The organism is Halomonas terrestris, from assembly GCF_049166755.1.
Lineage (GTDB): Bacteria > Pseudomonadota > Gammaproteobacteria > Pseudomonadales > Halomonadaceae > Halomonas.
The window spans coordinates 132,448-148,166 of sequence record NZ_JBMHFZ010000009.1; the positions used below are offsets into that span (position 1 = coordinate 132,448).

Genomic DNA, 15,719 nt, shown 5'->3' on the forward strand with positions numbered 1-15,719 from the left:
GCAGGTCACGGCCGGAGCCGTTGGTTAGAAGTAAGCGTCCATCTCGGTGCAGCCGATGGCATCGTAATCCAGCATGGGCACCACCAGGCCCAGGGCCTCAGCGTCCACGCGCATGGATGGTGCATCGAACTCGAACCTCTCGATGAACGGCTGGAGGGATTCCCAGTTGGTGAAGTTGATCAGATCAAGCTGCCCATCGCAGATCTCGATCGTGTCGCCCTCGCTGGTATTGAACTCCTCGCGCCACCGCTTCTGCAGGTACAACAGCATCAGGAACGGCTTGTGGCCGGCTACTGCTGTGAACGACCCGCCTCCCTCGAGGGTGTCGGGGTTCACTTCGTTGACCTGCATCTTGCGATCCACAACGATACGGGCCGCCCCGGTGTCCATCAGGACGTTGGGGAGATACCCGTCAGCATCGTTTTTTTCAACGTCAGGGGCATCCTCGCCGTGTTTGAAGCCCAGCCGCTTGGCTGCCTCAACGAACACACCGCGAATGAACCCCTTCCTGAGCGGAATAGTTGACTGATCCTTGGGGGGAAACAGCAGCCAGCTCCACTCTGCCATGCCCGGCTGGGCATTCATTTCCTGTGCAACGTCACTCATATCAACCTCACGTCATCTGCGTTTACCACCTGCCCACTTGGATCGCGGCGGTGATGAGATGGGAAGAATGGTCTCGGTGCCAGGGGTCGTGAGACACCCAGCACTTCCGGGACACACATTCAGGCCGGAAGCCTGGGAGGAAGGCCACGCCGGGCACCGAAGTGCCCGGCGTGAACCGGGGACAAGCCAATGGGCTTAATCGTCCCCCTGATCGCCGTCCACCCATTGGTCGCCGAAGGTATCGCTCGCGATGCGAACGATGGCCTCCTTCTCCTCAGGGCGTGCCCGGCGCAGCAGGGCTTGATCAAGGGCATAGGCCAGCGCGTTGCGCTCCCCTTGGGGATTGACCGCCTTGTGGAACCGGATCGAGAGCTTGGCCCAGCGAACCAGTGTCCGAGTCGACATCGTGATAGCGATTTCGCCACCCATGCCCTCCTCGCCCTTGAACAGGCGACGGATTTCATTGGCAACGCTGATCATGCGATCACGAAGGTTCTCGGGCAGCCGCCCCGCCACAGCGGCGAGGATCTTGGCTTCCACCTCCGGCTTGGCATAGTCCACTTCCACGATGCGGTAGCGGTCCATGGCAGCCAGGTTCTGCATGGCGATGCCCTGGTACAGGCCCGTGGCGTCACCATTGCCGACCGAGTTGCCGGTCACCACCACCCGGAACATCGGGTGGGGCTTGATGACCTCGCCGGCGTTCTGGGGGATGACCAGGGGCCGCCCTTCCAGCACGTCGTTGAGGCCGGACAACTCGCCGGGGTCCATCATGTCCACCTCGTTCAGGAGGAGGATGTGCCCTTCACGCATGGCCACCGCGAGGGGGCCGTGCTGGAAGGTCATGACAGGCGTCTCTCCAGGGACACGGGACATCAGGGTGTGATGACCGATGAGATCCGTCACTTCCATCCGGCCGTGGCAGGTCACCTGCTGGACCGGCCAGTTGAGCCTGGCGGCCACTTCGCAGATCCCGGAGGTCTTGCCTGAACCCGTCGGGCCAGTGACATACAGCGCGTCACCGGACGGGTCTCGCAGGAAGGCCAAGAGCTCCCGAAGGAACACTCGGCGGAACGCATAGCCGTCGCTCTTGGCGGGGATATGCGGGTTGCTGGCATCGGCAAAGCCGAGCGCCATCACCTTGGCCGGAACTTCGAGGCCAAACGTGGTGGCAACGGGGAACTCCTGGTAAGGGGCTGAAACGGTCATGGGTAGATCTCCAGTCAAGTTGGCCTTGAGCCGAGAGACACCCATCCCCTTGCGGGAGTGGGCTCCCGGCAAGGGCAGGTAAGGTCAGACGAAAGTTGCTGATTGTTTCGGGAGGCCAGCGCTACCTCCTTCTGCGATGCCGAAGCATCACGAGAATCGGATGTCCGAGGGGTGCTGTTACGACGGCACAACACCGCTTGGGCATACGACCATCGGGCCCGCATGGGCCGGTGTCGCGAGGGAACAGCAGAGGGGGCGATGCCCCCTCTGTGTCCTTCTCTTCAAGATCTGCGCAGAATCGGCTCACGGCGGCCGTTCTGGACGCGACGAATCCGACGCTCCCAGAGGGCGTAGGAGATTTTCCGAGCCGCGAGGCGAGCCACCCATACCAAGACCGCACCGACCAGCAGCATCAGAATGCTGCTCATGGCGAGCCAGGTAAGGATGTCCATTTCTACGTAGATACGAGTCAAGCGTTCCATGGGAAGTGCTCCAAGCAAGGCAGGGAGCACTCCCCATCACGGGAGGTGCTCCCCGTGAGGGTTGAAAAGGCCAGAGGCCAGAGGTCAGTCCGCGGTTGCCCAGGCGTAGCTGAAGGCAGCGCAGGCCAGAGATGCGATGCTGATACCGAACAGCAGCGTCGGCAGTTGATCCATGAGGGCGATCTCCAGGTTGGGAGGACACCGCCCCCTGCCGGGAGAAGTGTCCCGGCGTGGGTCAAACATGCATCAGAAGGAAAGCACAACACCCTTCCGCTGGTAGGCGGGAGCATCGTACTGGTCCCAGCAGCTGCCGAGATCGACAGGTGCTGCTTCCTCAGACTGCTGCTTCTTCTGGCAGGCCAGGGCCTGCAGGGAAGCGACACAGCGCAGAGACGCCACATTGGCAGCGTTAGCTACCGTGTGGTGAACCCCGGAGCGACGAGCCGCAGCGGCTGCGGTGACGACGCCCTTGGAGACTCCGGCGTAAACGGCCGGGGTCGACTTAGCAATGCCCTTGGCAATGACAGGGATGGCCTGTCGTGCCGTCTTGACCAGCAGTTTGACGATGAGCCACAGGATGGCCGCACACAGAATCAGACCACCGATCAGGATTTGCAGGGTGAAAGCTTCAACGTTGCTCATGAGAGATTCCTCATCAATTGGCAGAGGGCACTCCCATATAGGGAGTGGGCCTCCCTAGTGGGTAGGTAATGACCTCAGACGAATCCGAGGGTCTGGCAAGGGTGCACCGGAACGAACTCACCGAAGCGAGAACGAGCAGGTAGCGGACACAACAGCGCCACAGTCAGATGACTGAGGGGTGCTGAGCGAACCATGGGGGTAACGGCCTGAACAACGGGCCGCCGGGAGGTGAACGCAGGGCGCACGACTCCACGGGACACGACAAAGCTGCAAGCAGCATCATCGCAGGGGTCTCGCCGGAGCGAGAGGTGCCACAGAACGTGGCGGGGAAAATTGCTGATTGTTTGGGAAGGCCAGCGCTACCTTCAGGTGCAAGCCGCAGAGCGACTTAACATCCCCAATATAAACCATCATTCCCGGGGTGACACCCCTCTCGTCGTGCCCTTAAAGGGCGTTTCCCGACAGGGGGCGGGAGTTGACACGGAGGTATGGTGACGGGGCGTTTACCAAAAACCTGTCACTATGGATGGATTCGCCATGACTGACACCGCCGTCGCTCAGAGCCCCAGCGCTCAGGCCGCCGCACAAACCACCGCCCCCACCCGGGGGAAGTCCCAGAAGTCCGAGCCGAAGCCGGTCTACTCGCGCCCGATCTTCAAGCAGAACCTCACCGTCTACACCCTGCAGGCACAGCGCGTGGTCGAGCGCTCCCTGACTCGGGTCAGCTACAGCCTGTTCTCTCTGGACGTGATCCTGCAGATCATCGGCGTCCGCGAGCAGGTCGACGAAGTGTCCCAGATCGTCCAGGGCCATATCGCCAAGGCTGACGAGCAGCTGGAGGAGAAGATCCAGCAGATGGATGTCCTGTTCACGCAGCATGAGATCCAGGACGTGCCCAGCTACACCAACCCCATCAGCCTCGACGTCGAGATCACCTCCCCCCAGGTGGCCCAGTTCCTGCGGCTCGTGCGCAAGCTCGACAGCCTGATGGCCAAGATCGACAGCCTTTGGCTGCATGGCCTGCTGACCAGCAAGCAGCGTACCCAGGCCGGCCTCGAGTGGCAGCAGCTGCTCAACCGCCTGGCCTCCCGCATCATCGGGGTCGAGAAGCGTGCCCGCGTGGCCGCCCATAACCAGGGCAAGCACGAGGAGGTGGACGCCGCCGCGCCGTATCGCCATGACAGCGAGGTGGATGGCGACATCGACGACGAGGAAGATGCCAAGGCAGCGGACAAGCCCGCCGCCGGCGCCAAGAAGGCCTCCGCCACCAAGGCCGACAAGGATGGGGAGAAGGCTGACGATGCCACCAAGGCCACTGCCGAAGTGGCGTCGAGCACCTGATAGCCCGTCACGACGCTTCATAGCCCCTCGCCCACCGTGGTCGCAGGGGCTTTTTTGGGCCTGGTTATTTGCCCATATCGAGGGCTTGCGTAATCGCGTCGATCAGTAGAATGGAACCAGAAGACGACACCAACACGCCCCGCCGGGGCAGAAACAAGGGGACAGGACGATGAAGACTCTCACCAAGCTAACCGGGATTGCCCTGCTGGCGACCACCATGGCCGGCTGTGCCACCACCACCACGACCGCTAGGTACAGCGAGGACAACAGCCGCGCCTACAACCTGGCGCAGGCAGGTGGTCTGCACAAGGCGCGTGATACCGCCCTCGGGGACGATGAATACAGCTCGGCGATGACCAACATCACCAACGCATTCAGCGACGCAGCTCTATTCAACAGCTCCGCGGGCCTGGGGCTGTCCGGTGGAGCCTCACTGGGCCTGGGGCTTGCTGGCGCTCTGTTTGCCGCACCGGGGCACATGGAACGGGACAGCGCCTTTGCCTTCGTTCCCACCAGCGAAGCGGCGTCTCGGGAGGAAGCGAACGAGTTGCTGCGGGACAGCTTCTTCAACGCGGTGCAGGAGGCTGCTGCCGATCTGGGGTATGAGGTCGATTACAAGGGCACCGACCTTCGCCACTCGGCCGCTCACGGCAGAACTGCCATTGGCATGGTTGTGGTGAGCGAAGAGGACAACTGCTACGGGTACGATAAAGCGAACTCCGCTGACGAGATGTGCATCGTAACCCTGCAGGTGCCCGAACTTGGCGAGAAAACGTTGTCAGCACCGCAGGGCATCAGCGTGCAGGGGCCGGTCTACGCCTACCCCGCCACGGACCATAAGAAGTCCATGCGCTTCTTCTTCCTGCCCAACGAGGACGCCACCATGGCCAAGCTCCCGCTGGCCGTTAAGATCTCCGAGCACATGCCGGAGTGGTTCTTCCTCTACCTGGCACCGGAGGACGACCAGCCGCCGATGATCCTCGAAAAGGGTGAGCCGGAGCTGTTCATCAAGCGAGCATAAGCTCGATCCCAGTGTGACCCACAGGGGCCGGCCGCCGATGGCGACCGGCCCCATTGTATCAGCGGCTGTTTTCGATTCTCAGCTCATCGCGAGCGTTGGCCCGGAACTCGTCGAGGTCGGTATCCTCGAAGCGGCCCAGGGTCCGATCGATGGCGTCGTTGCGATTGGCATCGATGTCGAGGTGTGAGCCCGTGCCGGTGATCGACTCCAGATCGAAGTCCATGGTGCCCTTGTAAAGCCCGTTGGACTGAAGGATACCCAGCCATTCATCGAGGTTCACGTTGTCCCAGTTGACCTGATCCAAACTGGCGATGGGGATGCCACCGCAGTTGGGACTCTCCGGGCTACCCCAGCTCATGCCCAGCTGGCTGCGAACCTGCTGCTGCATGATGCGAGACAGAGGGGAGTTGAAGGTGCAGTAGACCTCGCGTTTCTCGATGCACGCCCCGAGGACCTTTGTCTTGCAGTAGGAACCGACGTAGTGGGCCGACTTGAGCTGGCGCTTGGCGTTCATCTCGAACTCTTCCTCCTCACATTTCCAGATCAGCTGGATCACCAGCATGGTCACAACATAGATTTGGTAGGCGGTCATGGCCATGCTGAGGAAGCTGGCGCCTTGGGCGCCGAGGAGCTGCTCGCTGAACGATTGAGCTGCCTCACCACCCGCACCTTCGACAATACCTCCCGCGCCTGTCTCAGCTGCTGCATTGGTCAACGTCTTGCCGGTCATCTCGGCGACTTTTTCCTTAAGCGGCTGTACGGCATCGAGGATGGCATCCTGTACCGTGCCTTTCATGGTGTCGAAGGCACCCGTCACGCTATCCAGGCGTGAGGTAAAGGGCTGGGTCACCGTGGACCAGCTATCCACGGCAGGATCGCGCAGCAGCTGGTAGGCCCCTTTCATGGCACTGAACGAGCTGCCGTCTTCCAAACCTATGATGGCCGAGTCGATCTTGGGCACCGCCATGATCAAGGTCAGGTAGTCCTTGAGGGATACCCCAGACGGCTTTTCGCAGCAGTCCACCACTCCACCGACGGCCTTCTTGCACTCGCCGGCATCGCCCTTGAAGACTGTGCAGGCCTGGCCGGTCTGCCCCTCGGCGCAGGTCATGTCGGAGACCATGTTGTTGGCCGCATTCATCATGGCCGTGGCCCGGGCGAAGTCCTGACTCTGCTCAGGCTGGAAGTCGAAACACTCGCTACCCATGCAGCGGATCGGGCCCGCGCAGGTATATTCGCCTTCCTTCTCCAGGGTGGGGATTTCGTAGCTCTCGCCGCAGTCCCATGTCTCGTCGTGAACGTAGCAGGTACCCTTCGACCCTTCAGCACCATCGACGCACTCGGACTTCACGAAGCCGCACTGGGGGTCATTCTCGTACTGTGCGCACTCCTCGATGGCCTCACCGCTGGAGACGCACTGAGTGTCACCATACTGGTCAGTCCAGCAGGTCTCGGTGCCCTGGTCGTAATCGCAGGTCAGGGGCGTCACATCGACACGAGCCGCCAGGCGATCAACATTGGGGATCGGCGGCGCTGTCAGCTGCTTGTAGATCGGATCTCCTGGGCAGACATAGAAACCATCGATGTCGACACAGTTCCGAGGGTTCGCCGGGTATTGGGAGTAGGAGCCATCACAGAACTCTTCCAGAGTCGCAACGGCATCGTCGATACAGCCATCCGGAGCCCAGTAGTCATAAACCACCGTGAAGAACTGGGCGAGCCGCATGAAGGTGCGGCTGTCGAAGGTGTCATCGACATGGGTGCCGTACCAGCTCTTCTTGTAGTTGTTGTGGAACACGTAGAGATCGATGCCCTTGGCCATCAGGTTCTGCACGGCCGGCGACGTGCTCCCCCAGTCGTCGTCGTTACCGATGATGACGATGACCTTGTGGACCTCAGGGTCGGAGCGCCAGTTGAAGTTCTGGGCTGTCCAGTTGATCACGTTCCAGGAGCTGGTCTGACCGCCCTCGGTACCAATGCCATTGATCCAGCGCTGGAAGGCATTGATGTCGTAGGTCAGCTTGCGGTGCATGGTCAGGTGGTTGTCGTTGCGCATGGCAACGCCACCGACACGCAGGTTGGCGCTACGCCCCTGGCTAAGCAGGGTGGCGAAGTTGCTCACCCCCTCGCGCAGCGCCGCGATCTCGGCATCCATCGATGCCGAACGGTCAATGATAAACACCAGGTCCGTGGGCTCAGTGTCGATCTCGATGTGGTGGGTGATGGTGCAATCGCCTTCCGGCTTGTTGCGACGTGTGCACTGGTAGTAATCAGGGACGTGGGCCTCGAACGAGGACTCCTTCATCTGCTCGTCGACGCTGCAGTCAGCGAACCCCTCCGTGATCAGGTCGATGTTGTCGTAGGTGTCCCGACTGGAGTTGAGCATGGGGTCATTGGAGAAGTCCGGACGGGACTGCTCGCCGGCCTTATGGATGACCTCATAGGCCATGCCCTGTATGGAGGTAGGCCCGCCAGGGCGGGTGACCTCGGAACGCATGCCGGAAAGCGCTGTTCCACCAATAGCATTCAGGCCCGGGTCCGATGACGCCTCGGACTTGAGGTTGCTCTCTGGCTGCGAGTGCGGGAAGTTCGAGCTTCCACCCTCCTCGCTCTGGGCATCCGGAAAAAGCTCGTTGAGAGAAATGTCCCCACCGCCCGGGAATGTGACCTTGCCGTTGTCGAAGCTGCCGATGTCGCTCGGGGCTATGGTTTCACCGAAGCCCTGCCCCTCGTTGGCTTGTCGAGCGGTATCGGCGGGAGTTGGGAGGTTGCCGACGGATTGCGCGAATGCCGCCACCGGCATGTAGCACATCAGCATGACCATCATCCAAGCAATGGCACGATAGAACATTCCGTGGCGGGTCATGCGATACCTCCTTGAGGGCGAGCCGCAGCGATGGCCTGAAGGACAGAACGCCTCAGCCCGTGGATGTCATAGCCACGGCGCTGGACGGGATACCTGAGAAGAGGCAAACCGGCTTTCTCAAAGGCGCCGTTGACAAAGCGATCACGGCGCCGGCGGTCCCCACGGAAGTGAGAACGGTCGTCCAGTTCAATACCGCAGAGGATGGTGCCGTTGTCACGATCGCAGATGATGAAGTCGATATGCTTGGAGCTGATACGCGTGAAGGCACGCCACCACCCTCGGGTCTGGGACCTGCGACCATGTACTGTCAGTACATCGGCGATGCGCACCTTGGCCATGACCAGGTGGCTGCCGCCGATCGCCCGTTCCAGATGCTGGTAGAAACGCCACTCGGCATTGGTGAAAAGCCGTTTCTGAGCCTTGTAGGGGTATCTCATCCGCCAACCGGCAACCCCCAGCACAACGGCGACGAGCAGCCCGCCAGCGATCCAGAGCTCTGTCATACCCACACCTCACCAGTTGCAGCAGTCATTCCAGCGCCAGATCGTGTAGATGGGATCGTTGCCGATACCAGGGATCGTCCTACCCAGGCCCCAGCGCAGCGTGGACTCGCCAATCACATGAGCACGCTCTGTTTCGGGGAGCGGGTAGATCAGGCTGAACTTGTACTGGCTCTTCGGCAGGGTCGGGCGGATATGGCCACCGCCACACATGGCAGAGGTGCCCATGGTCTGCCACGCCAGGCCCCGGCGATGGAGCGCGGCCATCACCCGCGTCTTGAGCAGGCTGCTGGTGCGCATCACGTCATCGCCACCCGTCTGATGGCCCGATATCGGATAGATGGCGCCCCACGCGCCGGCGCACCAGAACATCGAGGTCAGCGGACGCCCGGCAGTGGATGACACGGCATCAGCGGTGCAGGCCGCCGCGGCGATCGGGTTAGCCACAGCCGCGGCTTCAGGATTGGTGAAGAAAGCCAGCTCGGAGTTGTTCCAGGTCGGGTCGAGCTCGCTGAGATACATCAGATCCAGGTCGGTATAGCCGTCCGCGTTGCACTTGCCGGAGACAAACATGTCCATGATCAGCATCAGCGGGAAGGCGTAGTAGTGATAGTGCATGAACGAACCATCACCACCGTCGTAATCGGTCCCACCGTGCATGCCCTGGAACGTGCGATCCATGGGGAATCTTGTGCCGTTCAGCACGGACGAGCAGCCTGGTACCCGCTGGAATTCGACCAGACGGGCGGGCTCCCAGAACGAAGTGACCACACCTGGATGGGGCACGCCTTGGTTGTCCTGGCAGGCGCAAATCTGGCGATCCGCAGCGTCCTCGGGAACCGTGTTGCTGCTGCCTCCCAGCGGCACGCCGGCGACCCGAATGGGGAATAGGCAATTCCAGCACACGTCCGTCACGAGCTTGGGACCGATCAGGTTCGAGTTGGAGCAGCCGGGATCTGAGGCAAGAGCATTGCTGGTGCCCAAGCCAAGGGTAATCGCGAGGAGAGCCCCACTGAGAAGTCGTTTCATGCCACCCCCACCTTGCGAATGCTGAAATCCATGGCGACCGCCTGTGGACGGCCGTAGAAGTACCCTTGGTGCAGGTCCACCCCGCTAGCCCGGGCCGCATCACTGGATGACTCGATGCGCTCGACCACCTGCTGAATGCCATGGCTGCGGCAGAAGGACATGGCCTCCTGGGTCGCCGGTGCGTCAAGAGAGGCACATTCAAATTTGCAAATGGCCCAGGGATAGCGCTTGAGTCGGTCCAGAGACGCATAGCGGGCCCCGAAGTCATCAAGGGCGATGCCATGGCTGAGGGCGGCGAGTTTTGGCCAGCGCCTATCGAGCAAGTCGTCATCGACGAATTCGCTTACCTCTAGCGTCACAGGGGCCGGCGCATCAGCCTGGAAGCCTTTGAAATCTTCCAGCCAGGCGTCGAAGTTATCGTCGCAGGCTAGGGTTTCAGCGGAGAGGTTGATGAACAAAGGAGACAATCGACGATTGCCCTGCAGAGTCCAATCGCGCAGATGGGCAATCATCTCCCGGTCCAGGGTAGCCCACTGCCCATCCGCCAGCGTTTCGTAGGGACCACGCAGCCCGTTGGGACCCGGGAAGCGGGCCAGCGCCTCGTAGGCTCTGTGCGAACGGGCCTTCCCGCAGACGATAGGCTGCAGTGCAAGGAGGCTTCCAGTCATCATACGTCCTCCCAGGTGAGCTCCCGAACGATGAAGTCCTCGCCATCACTGGTAATCACGGATGGTGTGAACTCCAGGGCAAAGCGCTCCTTGACGTCCGGGGTGAGCAGATAGATCGGGGCATCAAAGGCGTCAGAGACCGCGGTGTAGCTGTCCCAGCCCTCGTCAGCATCAAGTTCCGTAGCGATGAACGTGACCCGGGCGACGCCAGGCTGGCTGGAAATGCCGTGTAGCGCCTCCTGAACCAACTCAATTTCACGAGGATCAGTGGCGTTCATCACCACGATGGCCTGAGTAAAGGGGACAGAATCGAGCGGATTGATGATCTGGCCCTGTTCGGCGATGACCTCTCCGTTGGGCCCCACGATGTCTTCGAGAACATGGACTCTGGGATCGAGACGCCGCGTCCTGGACCGCGTGGCCGGTGGTAGCCATTCGAAATTCTGGTTGGACCAGAACCGCTCGAGCGCTTGTTCTCGCTTCAGATCCCAGTCAATGGCCATGACACGCTCTTGCATGACCTCTACCAGGTCACGCTCGGCAATCTCGGCTACTGGTCCACGCACCCCAAGGTCACCGTTCTCGCCCAACTCAATCTGGCGCTCCAGCCATGCGGGATCGGAGAGCCCGGTGACCCGCGCCACAACCTCCCTGTCTCCGCCCTCAACGGTAGTCCGCTGCTCAAGCCGAACGATGGTGGGCACCGACGTTACGCCATGCTCCTGAAACAGGGTGGGATCAAGGACGATGTTGGGGATGGGGTCATACTGGAGAGCCAGCTCCTGGAGGAAGCGAACCCCTTCAGCGACCTCCATGTCATCAGGAATGCCCCTGAAAGCGACGACAAGCTGCTCATCCATAGAGGCGAGTTCGAGAATGTCCTCCAGGCCTTCCCGTTCCAGGGAGAAAGAAGCGAAGATCAGCGTGCTGTAGTTGGCGTATCGCTTGCCCTCCGGGGGCTGCTGGGCATCCATGGCCTTCAGTGTGGGGTTGGTACGCCGCAGGTCAGAGAAGAACTGCTGAGCATCATCTTCAGCACGCTCGTAGTTGTCTGGGAACAGGGACTCCTGCCCCACAATCTCCTGCGACTGCTCGATGATCTCCTCCCCGCGCTCGATCCAGCGCAGATCCTCGTCCGTGAGCGGATTGGCCGCACCGCGCTCGCCGGCAGTAACAGCCAGAGGGGTTATGGCCAGGAGGATGGCAACGGCCAAGCGTGAAGGCTTAAATGATCGGGCGTGCTTGTCCAATGATCTGCTCCTCAGAGACGGTACCCCAATAACGGGAGTCGAAGCTGTAAGGGGTTTCACCCATGAACCAGTAGCTACCTTCTTCAAGAATCGTCTCACCTGCGAAGTCCGCCGGATTGGCCCCCACTTCCTCGGCAAGGATCAGCCCTTCCCCAACGAGTTCGTCATTGACGAACACGTCACCAGAGTCGGTGATGCGCACATGGTCGCCGGGAAGGCCTCGAAGGATCTTCACCATCTGCGTCCCTTCGTCGAAGTAGGGCTCAACGCCTTGTGCTGAAAAGGCGTAGATGTTGCCGCGCTGAAGATCCTTGTCATGACGGTCAACGAGGAAAATGCTGTAGTCGCCGATGCACTTCACTTCCTGGGAATCGATCCCGAAGTGGTACCGGCTGGCAAAGGCGTACCCAGTAGCAAAGATCAGGGTGGCCACGACCCCCATCTTGACAACGAAAAGTGGCGTTGACTGGCGCTCGCGCTTACTCATCACCACCCTCCTCGCTCAGCAGGTAGTCGGTCGATACACGCAGTGCGTTAGGTGCGCCCAGGACCGCATCGGCGGAGAGGACCAGGTAGCCGGCCTGTTGGAGTCCGATGATCCGCTGATTCAGGTTGATGATCAGTGCCTCCATCTGCTCGTCAGTCGCATTACTGGGGAAGCTCGCAAATACCTGGTCGTAATCGACGATAAGGACTGGAGGAGCGGATTCGCTGCCACTTGCTTCCAGATCACTGAGCCGCTGATGCAGGAAGAAACCCATGACCAGAATCGCCACGAGCGCAAAGAGGGTAAACAGCGTCATCCCTCCGGGCCCGCGCTGGGAGGTCGTCTTGATGTGATCAGTCATGGGCAAGCCCCCTGTCTCGCAGCACTTGGTTAATGGCATCGGGGACCGGCATGCCCTGACGGCTATATCGGGCAATGTCGTTGACGTCGACCGGATCGGTAGAGTAGAGGAGCTTCTGGAACTCACCCACGATCAGGCGCCCAACACCCATCCCACTCTTGGACTTTACAAAGATCTCCGAGTAGACCCCGGCAACGGTATGAACGGAGCGGAGCATGTTGAAACCACCCTCGGACAGCGTCAGACGACCACTACGGCGAACTGATTCGACCGTTTCCTCGGTCTGACCAAGAAGGTGCATGGAAGCCGAGTTCTCAGCGATGGCTCTACCGACCGCATTTTCGTAGAGGTCATTGATACTCTGGGTGGCAATGATCATGCTGCCGCCATATTTCCGGAACTTCCGGTAGGCATGCTCGATGAACACCGACACCTCGCCTTCCTTCAGAAGGTCCCAGGCTTCATCAATGAACACGATCTTCTTTTTGTCCCTTTCGCCAAGAAAGACTTCTTGCTGGATCTGGTAGATAAGCTGCAGCAGTACCACCTGGCGAAGGTGCTTACGCCCTTGCAGCTCATCCAGCTCCAGACCCGTGAACTGGTTCTTGAACTTAACGTTGTTGTCATGGGCGAAATACTTGCCGTAGCTTCCCTTTGACGTGAACACGAAGAGCTGCGCACCAATATCCCGGACACGCTGGTCGTTCGATTCGAGGCAGCGCTCAGCAATATGGTCGACCTTCAGCTGCTGTTGATGCTCGAGCCAGAGGTGGGACATGACCTGCTTCAGTGATGCGATCTGAAACTCATCCAGCTGGCCTTTCGCCGATGCCATGGCACTGACCAAGGAGACCAGGGCGTCTTCTTCGTCCTCGTAGTTCTGGATCAGCTCAAAGGGACTCAGGCAGATGTCGGCGCCGTCCGAGAATTGAAGAAAGTCGCCGTCCAGCACCGAACAGAGGTTCTGGTAGGACTTGCCGGCATCGATGACCCATACCTGGGCACCCTCCGAGAGGTAGGAGAGCAGAAGCTCGTTTGCCCAGAAGGATTTACCAGAGCCTGACTCGGCCGCGATCACCAGGTTCTTGTTGGTGTTCGAGTCATGGAGCGACATCGACATCAACTGCCCGTTGCGGGACAACAAACCTGCATGGAACGTCCCGGTCCCCTTCCACTCGCCAAAGATCGGAAGCAACACCGTTGCCTGCTCGCTGGTCATGGTCTTGTAGCGATTCAGGTCGCGCACCGCGGCCCGATCGGTGCACATCGGCAGGCAGTTGATGAACATCGGCAGGCTGACGAACTTGTCCTCAAGCAGCGAGAAGCGATTCTCGCGCCAGTACCCTGCCAAAGAGGTAGCGGCGGCCTGGGCCCTCTTCTCTGTTGGGGCAAAGATGACCGCTGAATAGCTGATCTGAAGCGGGGTGGCGCCATCGTTGATGGAGTCATAGAGGATGTCGAAGCTCCCCTTTTTCTCCGCGAGAATGGGTACAAACTTGAGCAGTGGCCCATAGGCCTGGTTGATGGTGAATTTACGCTTCTGCTCGAGCTTGTCCTTGGTCTTCTGCGGTACCGGATAAAAGACGTTGGTCACCACCATGTAGTTCTCGCGAACCGAGGAGGTACCGCCCGAAATATCACCAACGTAGGACAAGGCATTGCCGAAATAGAACATGGGCGGAAGCTTCTTGGCACTCATCACCTTCACGTGATAGTCACCAAGCGTCAGCTTGTCTTTCGTGACGGTGATGTCAGTGCCGTAATCAAAGACCTGGTCGCACAGCGGCTTGTCCTCATCCCAGCCATCCGGCCCCGACCTCCACGACGCACCCGGCCCCCAGTTCAGCATGGTACCCATCACCCTCACGAAGCCTTTTGCCGTCATGGGCTGCGGGTTGGTACCAATAGTCTTGAGCGCCGATTCGATCTTGGTCCGCAGGTGGACCATCTCCTCAATCTCGTCGTTGTCCGGCTTGTGGTTACGGATCGGGCATTTGCAGGTAATGATCAGCTTGAGATCTTGCACCAGCCCGTTGTCAAAGACCCCCTTGTTTGAGGCGGAATGCAGGTTCTCCATGGTGTGCTTGCGCAGGAACTCCGCACGCTCTTCAACCACCTTGCTCAGCAGCGGGTGCTTGAACCCGTCTCTCAGGGTCAGCATGTTGTTGAGCTTGTTGGTCACATCGGGTGACCGGAACATGATGAACTGGAGTGTGGTTTCCGCCGGGAACTGCTGGTTGAGCAGTCCCGAAACCCGCTCCTGGATCTTCTCGTCGCCGTATGTCAGTGGCTCGCAGAGAAAGGCGAACCCCAGGGTCTGATCATCATTCAGGAACAGCTGGTTAGTAGGGTCGTAGGCCAGAACAGGGATCAACGACCCCGCCCGCTGCTCCTTGGAGATCAGCTTGTCACGACGCCCCTGGTTGATGATGACTTCCATCAGCGATCCTCCCCGGCATAGAGCCAATCGGCGAAATTCGACGGGCGACCGCGATTGACCCTCCCATCGTCTGCAATAACAAAGGGCACCCCGTCGACGCCCAGCAGCTCGGCCGTCATCAGGGTGCGATCATAGCCAGTGGTGTCGCAGTCGGAGACCGTGGGCATGGTGGCGATGGTGCCGTTCAGCAACGCTTCCACGCCTTGCGTCTCTTTCGCCTCGGCACAGTACAGCTGCTTTGCCAGCTCATGAGAGCGATCACCGAGCGCCGGGACCACTACCAGATCGAAGGTGAAGTCATCGGCGTACTGCTTGGCTTCATGGCTCAGTGCATGACAGTGCTCGCAGAGCGGATCAGTAAAGATGGTGACAGTGCGCTCACCGCTACCGAACGAGACCGTGTTCAGGTTGGCCGTATCGATGGCCAACCCATCGAGGTGAATGCGGGTAGCGGCATCCTGGATCTGGCTCATGGAATCCAGTGAGCCCCCTTTCCAGAGATCGTAGATCTCCCCGACGATCACGAAACGACCATTGCTTGAGGTGAAGAACACCTGCCCGCCGTTATCGACGGCGCTCATACCGGAGATCGGAAGCTCCACGACCCCGCGGATATCCAGGTCCGAAAAGTTGAAGTCTTCGAAGCTCGTTTGCGCCATGGTCGGCTGCGCCGCCAAGATCCCGGCTACCAGTCCAGAGGTGAGTAGTGCTCGCATCAGATACCCCATCCAGGGAGAACGTTGGAATGGGAGTCAGGATATCCCCCGTTCGACCAACCACCCCTGCGTCGAGATGCCCTTGGGGGGTACGACGAGAA

15 protein-coding genes are annotated in these 15,719 nt (G+C 60.2%); 2 read left to right on the forward strand and 13 right to left on the reverse strand.

The window, feature by feature from the left end; translation table 11 throughout:
- Window positions 1–24 precede the first annotated feature (24 nt).
- The 4 genes from ACOMD9_RS11110 to ACOMD9_RS11125 all read right to left on the reverse strand — a co-directional run bounded on the left by ACOMD9_RS11110 (window position 25) and on the right by ACOMD9_RS11125 (window position 2,939).
- A complete protein-coding gene (locus ACOMD9_RS11110) occupies window positions 25–606 on the reverse strand; it encodes a hypothetical protein (RefSeq protein ID WP_421414751.1) in 582 nt (193 codons plus the stop codon).
- Window positions 607–801: 195 nt separating this feature from the next.
- The gene (locus ACOMD9_RS11115) at window positions 802–1,815 is read right to left on the reverse strand and encodes an AAA family ATPase (protein WP_219999966.1); all 1,014 of its coding nucleotides are present in this window, start codon (window positions 1,813–1,815) and stop codon (window positions 802–804) included.
- 281 nt (window positions 1,816–2,096) lie between these two features.
- Window positions 2,097–2,297 carry a hypothetical protein gene (locus tag ACOMD9_RS11120; RefSeq protein WP_421414753.1) on the reverse strand — a complete coding sequence of 67 codons (201 nt, stop codon included), beginning with the start codon at window positions 2,295–2,297 and terminating at the stop codon, window positions 2,097–2,099.
- Between the two features lie 246 nt (window positions 2,298–2,543).
- On the reverse strand, window positions 2,544–2,939 hold the full coding sequence (locus tag ACOMD9_RS11125; RefSeq protein WP_421414754.1) for a hypothetical protein: 396 nt from the start codon (window positions 2,937–2,939) through the stop codon (window positions 2,544–2,546).
- A gap of 537 nt (window positions 2,940–3,476) precedes the next feature.
- Between ACOMD9_RS11125 and ACOMD9_RS11130 the strand changes: the two genes are divergently transcribed.
- The gene (locus ACOMD9_RS11130) at window positions 3,477–4,280 is read left to right on the forward strand and encodes a hypothetical protein (protein ID WP_421414755.1); all 804 of its coding nucleotides are present in this window, start codon (window positions 3,477–3,479) and stop codon (window positions 4,278–4,280) included.
- Window positions 4,281–4,449: 169 nt separating this feature from the next.
- Window positions 4,450–5,301: a hypothetical protein gene (locus tag ACOMD9_RS11135; protein WP_421414758.1), complete on the forward strand. Its 852-nt coding sequence runs from the start codon at window positions 4,450–4,452 to the stop codon at window positions 5,299–5,301.
- 58 nt (window positions 5,302–5,359) lie between these two features.
- On the opposite strand, the gene traN is transcribed toward ACOMD9_RS11135, so the two are convergent.
- Genes traN through ACOMD9_RS11180 form a run of 9 tightly spaced genes read right to left on the reverse strand, consistent with a single transcriptional unit; the run spans window position 5,360 to window position 15,618 of the window.
- Complete coding sequence (gene traN / locus ACOMD9_RS11140) at window positions 5,360–8,167, reverse strand: conjugal transfer mating pair stabilization protein TraN (RefSeq protein WP_421414760.1); 2,808 nt, start codon at window positions 8,165–8,167, stop codon at window positions 5,360–5,362.
- Window positions 8,164–8,670: a DUF2726 domain-containing protein gene (locus ACOMD9_RS11145; RefSeq protein WP_421414762.1), complete on the reverse strand. Its 507-nt coding sequence runs from the start codon at window positions 8,668–8,670 to the stop codon at window positions 8,164–8,166. The genes traN and ACOMD9_RS11145 overlap by 4 nt, the downstream gene beginning before the upstream one ends.
- A gap of 9 nt (window positions 8,671–8,679) precedes the next feature.
- Window positions 8,680–9,696, reverse strand: a complete 1,017-nt coding sequence (locus ACOMD9_RS11150) for a TraU family protein (protein WP_421414765.1) — start codon at window positions 9,694–9,696, stop codon at window positions 8,680–8,682.
- On the reverse strand, window positions 9,693–10,367 hold the full coding sequence (locus ACOMD9_RS11155) for an EAL domain-containing protein (RefSeq protein WP_421414767.1): 675 nt from the start codon (window positions 10,365–10,367) through the stop codon (window positions 9,693–9,695). The genes ACOMD9_RS11150 and ACOMD9_RS11155 overlap by 4 nt, the downstream gene beginning before the upstream one ends.
- Window positions 10,364–11,614 carry a TrbC family F-type conjugative pilus assembly protein gene (locus tag ACOMD9_RS11160; RefSeq protein WP_421414769.1) on the reverse strand — a complete coding sequence of 417 codons (1,251 nt, stop codon included), beginning with the start codon at window positions 11,612–11,614 and terminating at the stop codon, window positions 10,364–10,366. The genes ACOMD9_RS11155 and ACOMD9_RS11160 overlap by 4 nt, the downstream gene beginning before the upstream one ends.
- Window positions 11,589–12,101 (reverse strand): signal peptidase I, encoded by a 513-nt coding sequence (gene lepB, locus ACOMD9_RS11165; RefSeq protein ID WP_421414771.1) that lies wholly within the window; start codon window positions 12,099–12,101, stop codon window positions 11,589–11,591. Before lepB ends, ACOMD9_RS11160 begins: the two co-directional genes overlap by 26 nt.
- Complete coding sequence (locus ACOMD9_RS11170; protein ID WP_421414774.1) at window positions 12,094–12,462, reverse strand: hypothetical protein; 369 nt, start codon at window positions 12,460–12,462, stop codon at window positions 12,094–12,096. The genes lepB and ACOMD9_RS11170 overlap by 8 nt, the downstream gene beginning before the upstream one ends.
- The gene (gene traC, locus ACOMD9_RS11175; protein WP_421414775.1) at window positions 12,455–14,902 is read right to left on the reverse strand and encodes a type IV secretion system protein TraC; all 2,448 of its coding nucleotides are present in this window, start codon (window positions 14,900–14,902) and stop codon (window positions 12,455–12,457) included. The genes ACOMD9_RS11170 and traC overlap by 8 nt, the downstream gene beginning before the upstream one ends.
- The gene (locus ACOMD9_RS11180; protein ID WP_421414777.1) at window positions 14,902–15,618 is read right to left on the reverse strand and encodes a DsbC family protein; all 717 of its coding nucleotides are present in this window, start codon (window positions 15,616–15,618) and stop codon (window positions 14,902–14,904) included. Before ACOMD9_RS11180 ends, traC begins: the two co-directional genes overlap by 1 nt.
- Between the last annotated feature and the right edge of the window lie 101 nt (window positions 15,619–15,719).

Excerpts from the sequence above, each read along its gene's own strand:
- traC (WP_421414775.1), bottom strand. The coding sequence starts at position 14,902 with ATGGAAGTCATCATCAACCAGGGGCGTCGTGACAAGCTGATCTCCAAG.
- ACOMD9_RS11170 (WP_421414774.1), bottom strand. The coding sequence starts at position 12,462 with ATGACTGATCACATCAAGACGACCTCCCAGCGCGGGCCCGGAGGGATG.
- ACOMD9_RS11120 (WP_421414753.1), bottom strand. The coding sequence starts at position 2,297 with ATGGAACGCTTGACTCGTATCTACGTAGAAATGGACATCCTTACCTGG.
- ACOMD9_RS11155 (WP_421414767.1), bottom strand. The coding sequence starts at position 10,367 with ATGATGACTGGAAGCCTCCTTGCACTGCAGCCTATCGTCTGCGGGAAG.
- ACOMD9_RS11180 (WP_421414777.1), bottom strand. The coding sequence starts at position 15,618 with ATGCGAGCACTACTCACCTCTGGACTGGTAGCCGGGATCTTGGCGGCG.
- ACOMD9_RS11135 (WP_421414758.1), top strand. The coding sequence starts at position 4,450 with ATGAAGACTCTCACCAAGCTAACCGGGATTGCCCTGCTGGCGACCACC.
- ACOMD9_RS11145 (WP_421414762.1), bottom strand. The coding sequence starts at position 8,670 with ATGACAGAGCTCTGGATCGCTGGCGGGCTGCTCGTCGCCGTTGTGCTG.
- ACOMD9_RS11115 (WP_219999966.1), bottom strand. The coding sequence starts at position 1,815 with ATGACCGTTTCAGCCCCTTACCAGGAGTTCCCCGTTGCCACCACGTTT.
- ACOMD9_RS11150 (WP_421414765.1), bottom strand. The coding sequence starts at position 9,696 with ATGAAACGACTTCTCAGTGGGGCTCTCCTCGCGATTACCCTTGGCTTG.
- traN (WP_421414760.1), bottom strand. The coding sequence starts at position 8,167 with ATGACCCGCCACGGAATGTTCTATCGTGCCATTGCTTGGATGATGGTC.
- ACOMD9_RS11125 (WP_421414754.1), bottom strand. The coding sequence starts at position 2,939 with ATGAGCAACGTTGAAGCTTTCACCCTGCAAATCCTGATCGGTGGTCTG.
- ACOMD9_RS11110 (WP_421414751.1), bottom strand. The coding sequence starts at position 606 with ATGAGTGACGTTGCACAGGAAATGAATGCCCAGCCGGGCATGGCAGAG.
- lepB (WP_421414771.1), bottom strand. The coding sequence starts at position 12,101 with ATGAGTAAGCGCGAGCGCCAGTCAACGCCACTTTTCGTTGTCAAGATG.
- ACOMD9_RS11130 (WP_421414755.1), top strand. The coding sequence starts at position 3,477 with ATGACTGACACCGCCGTCGCTCAGAGCCCCAGCGCTCAGGCCGCCGCA.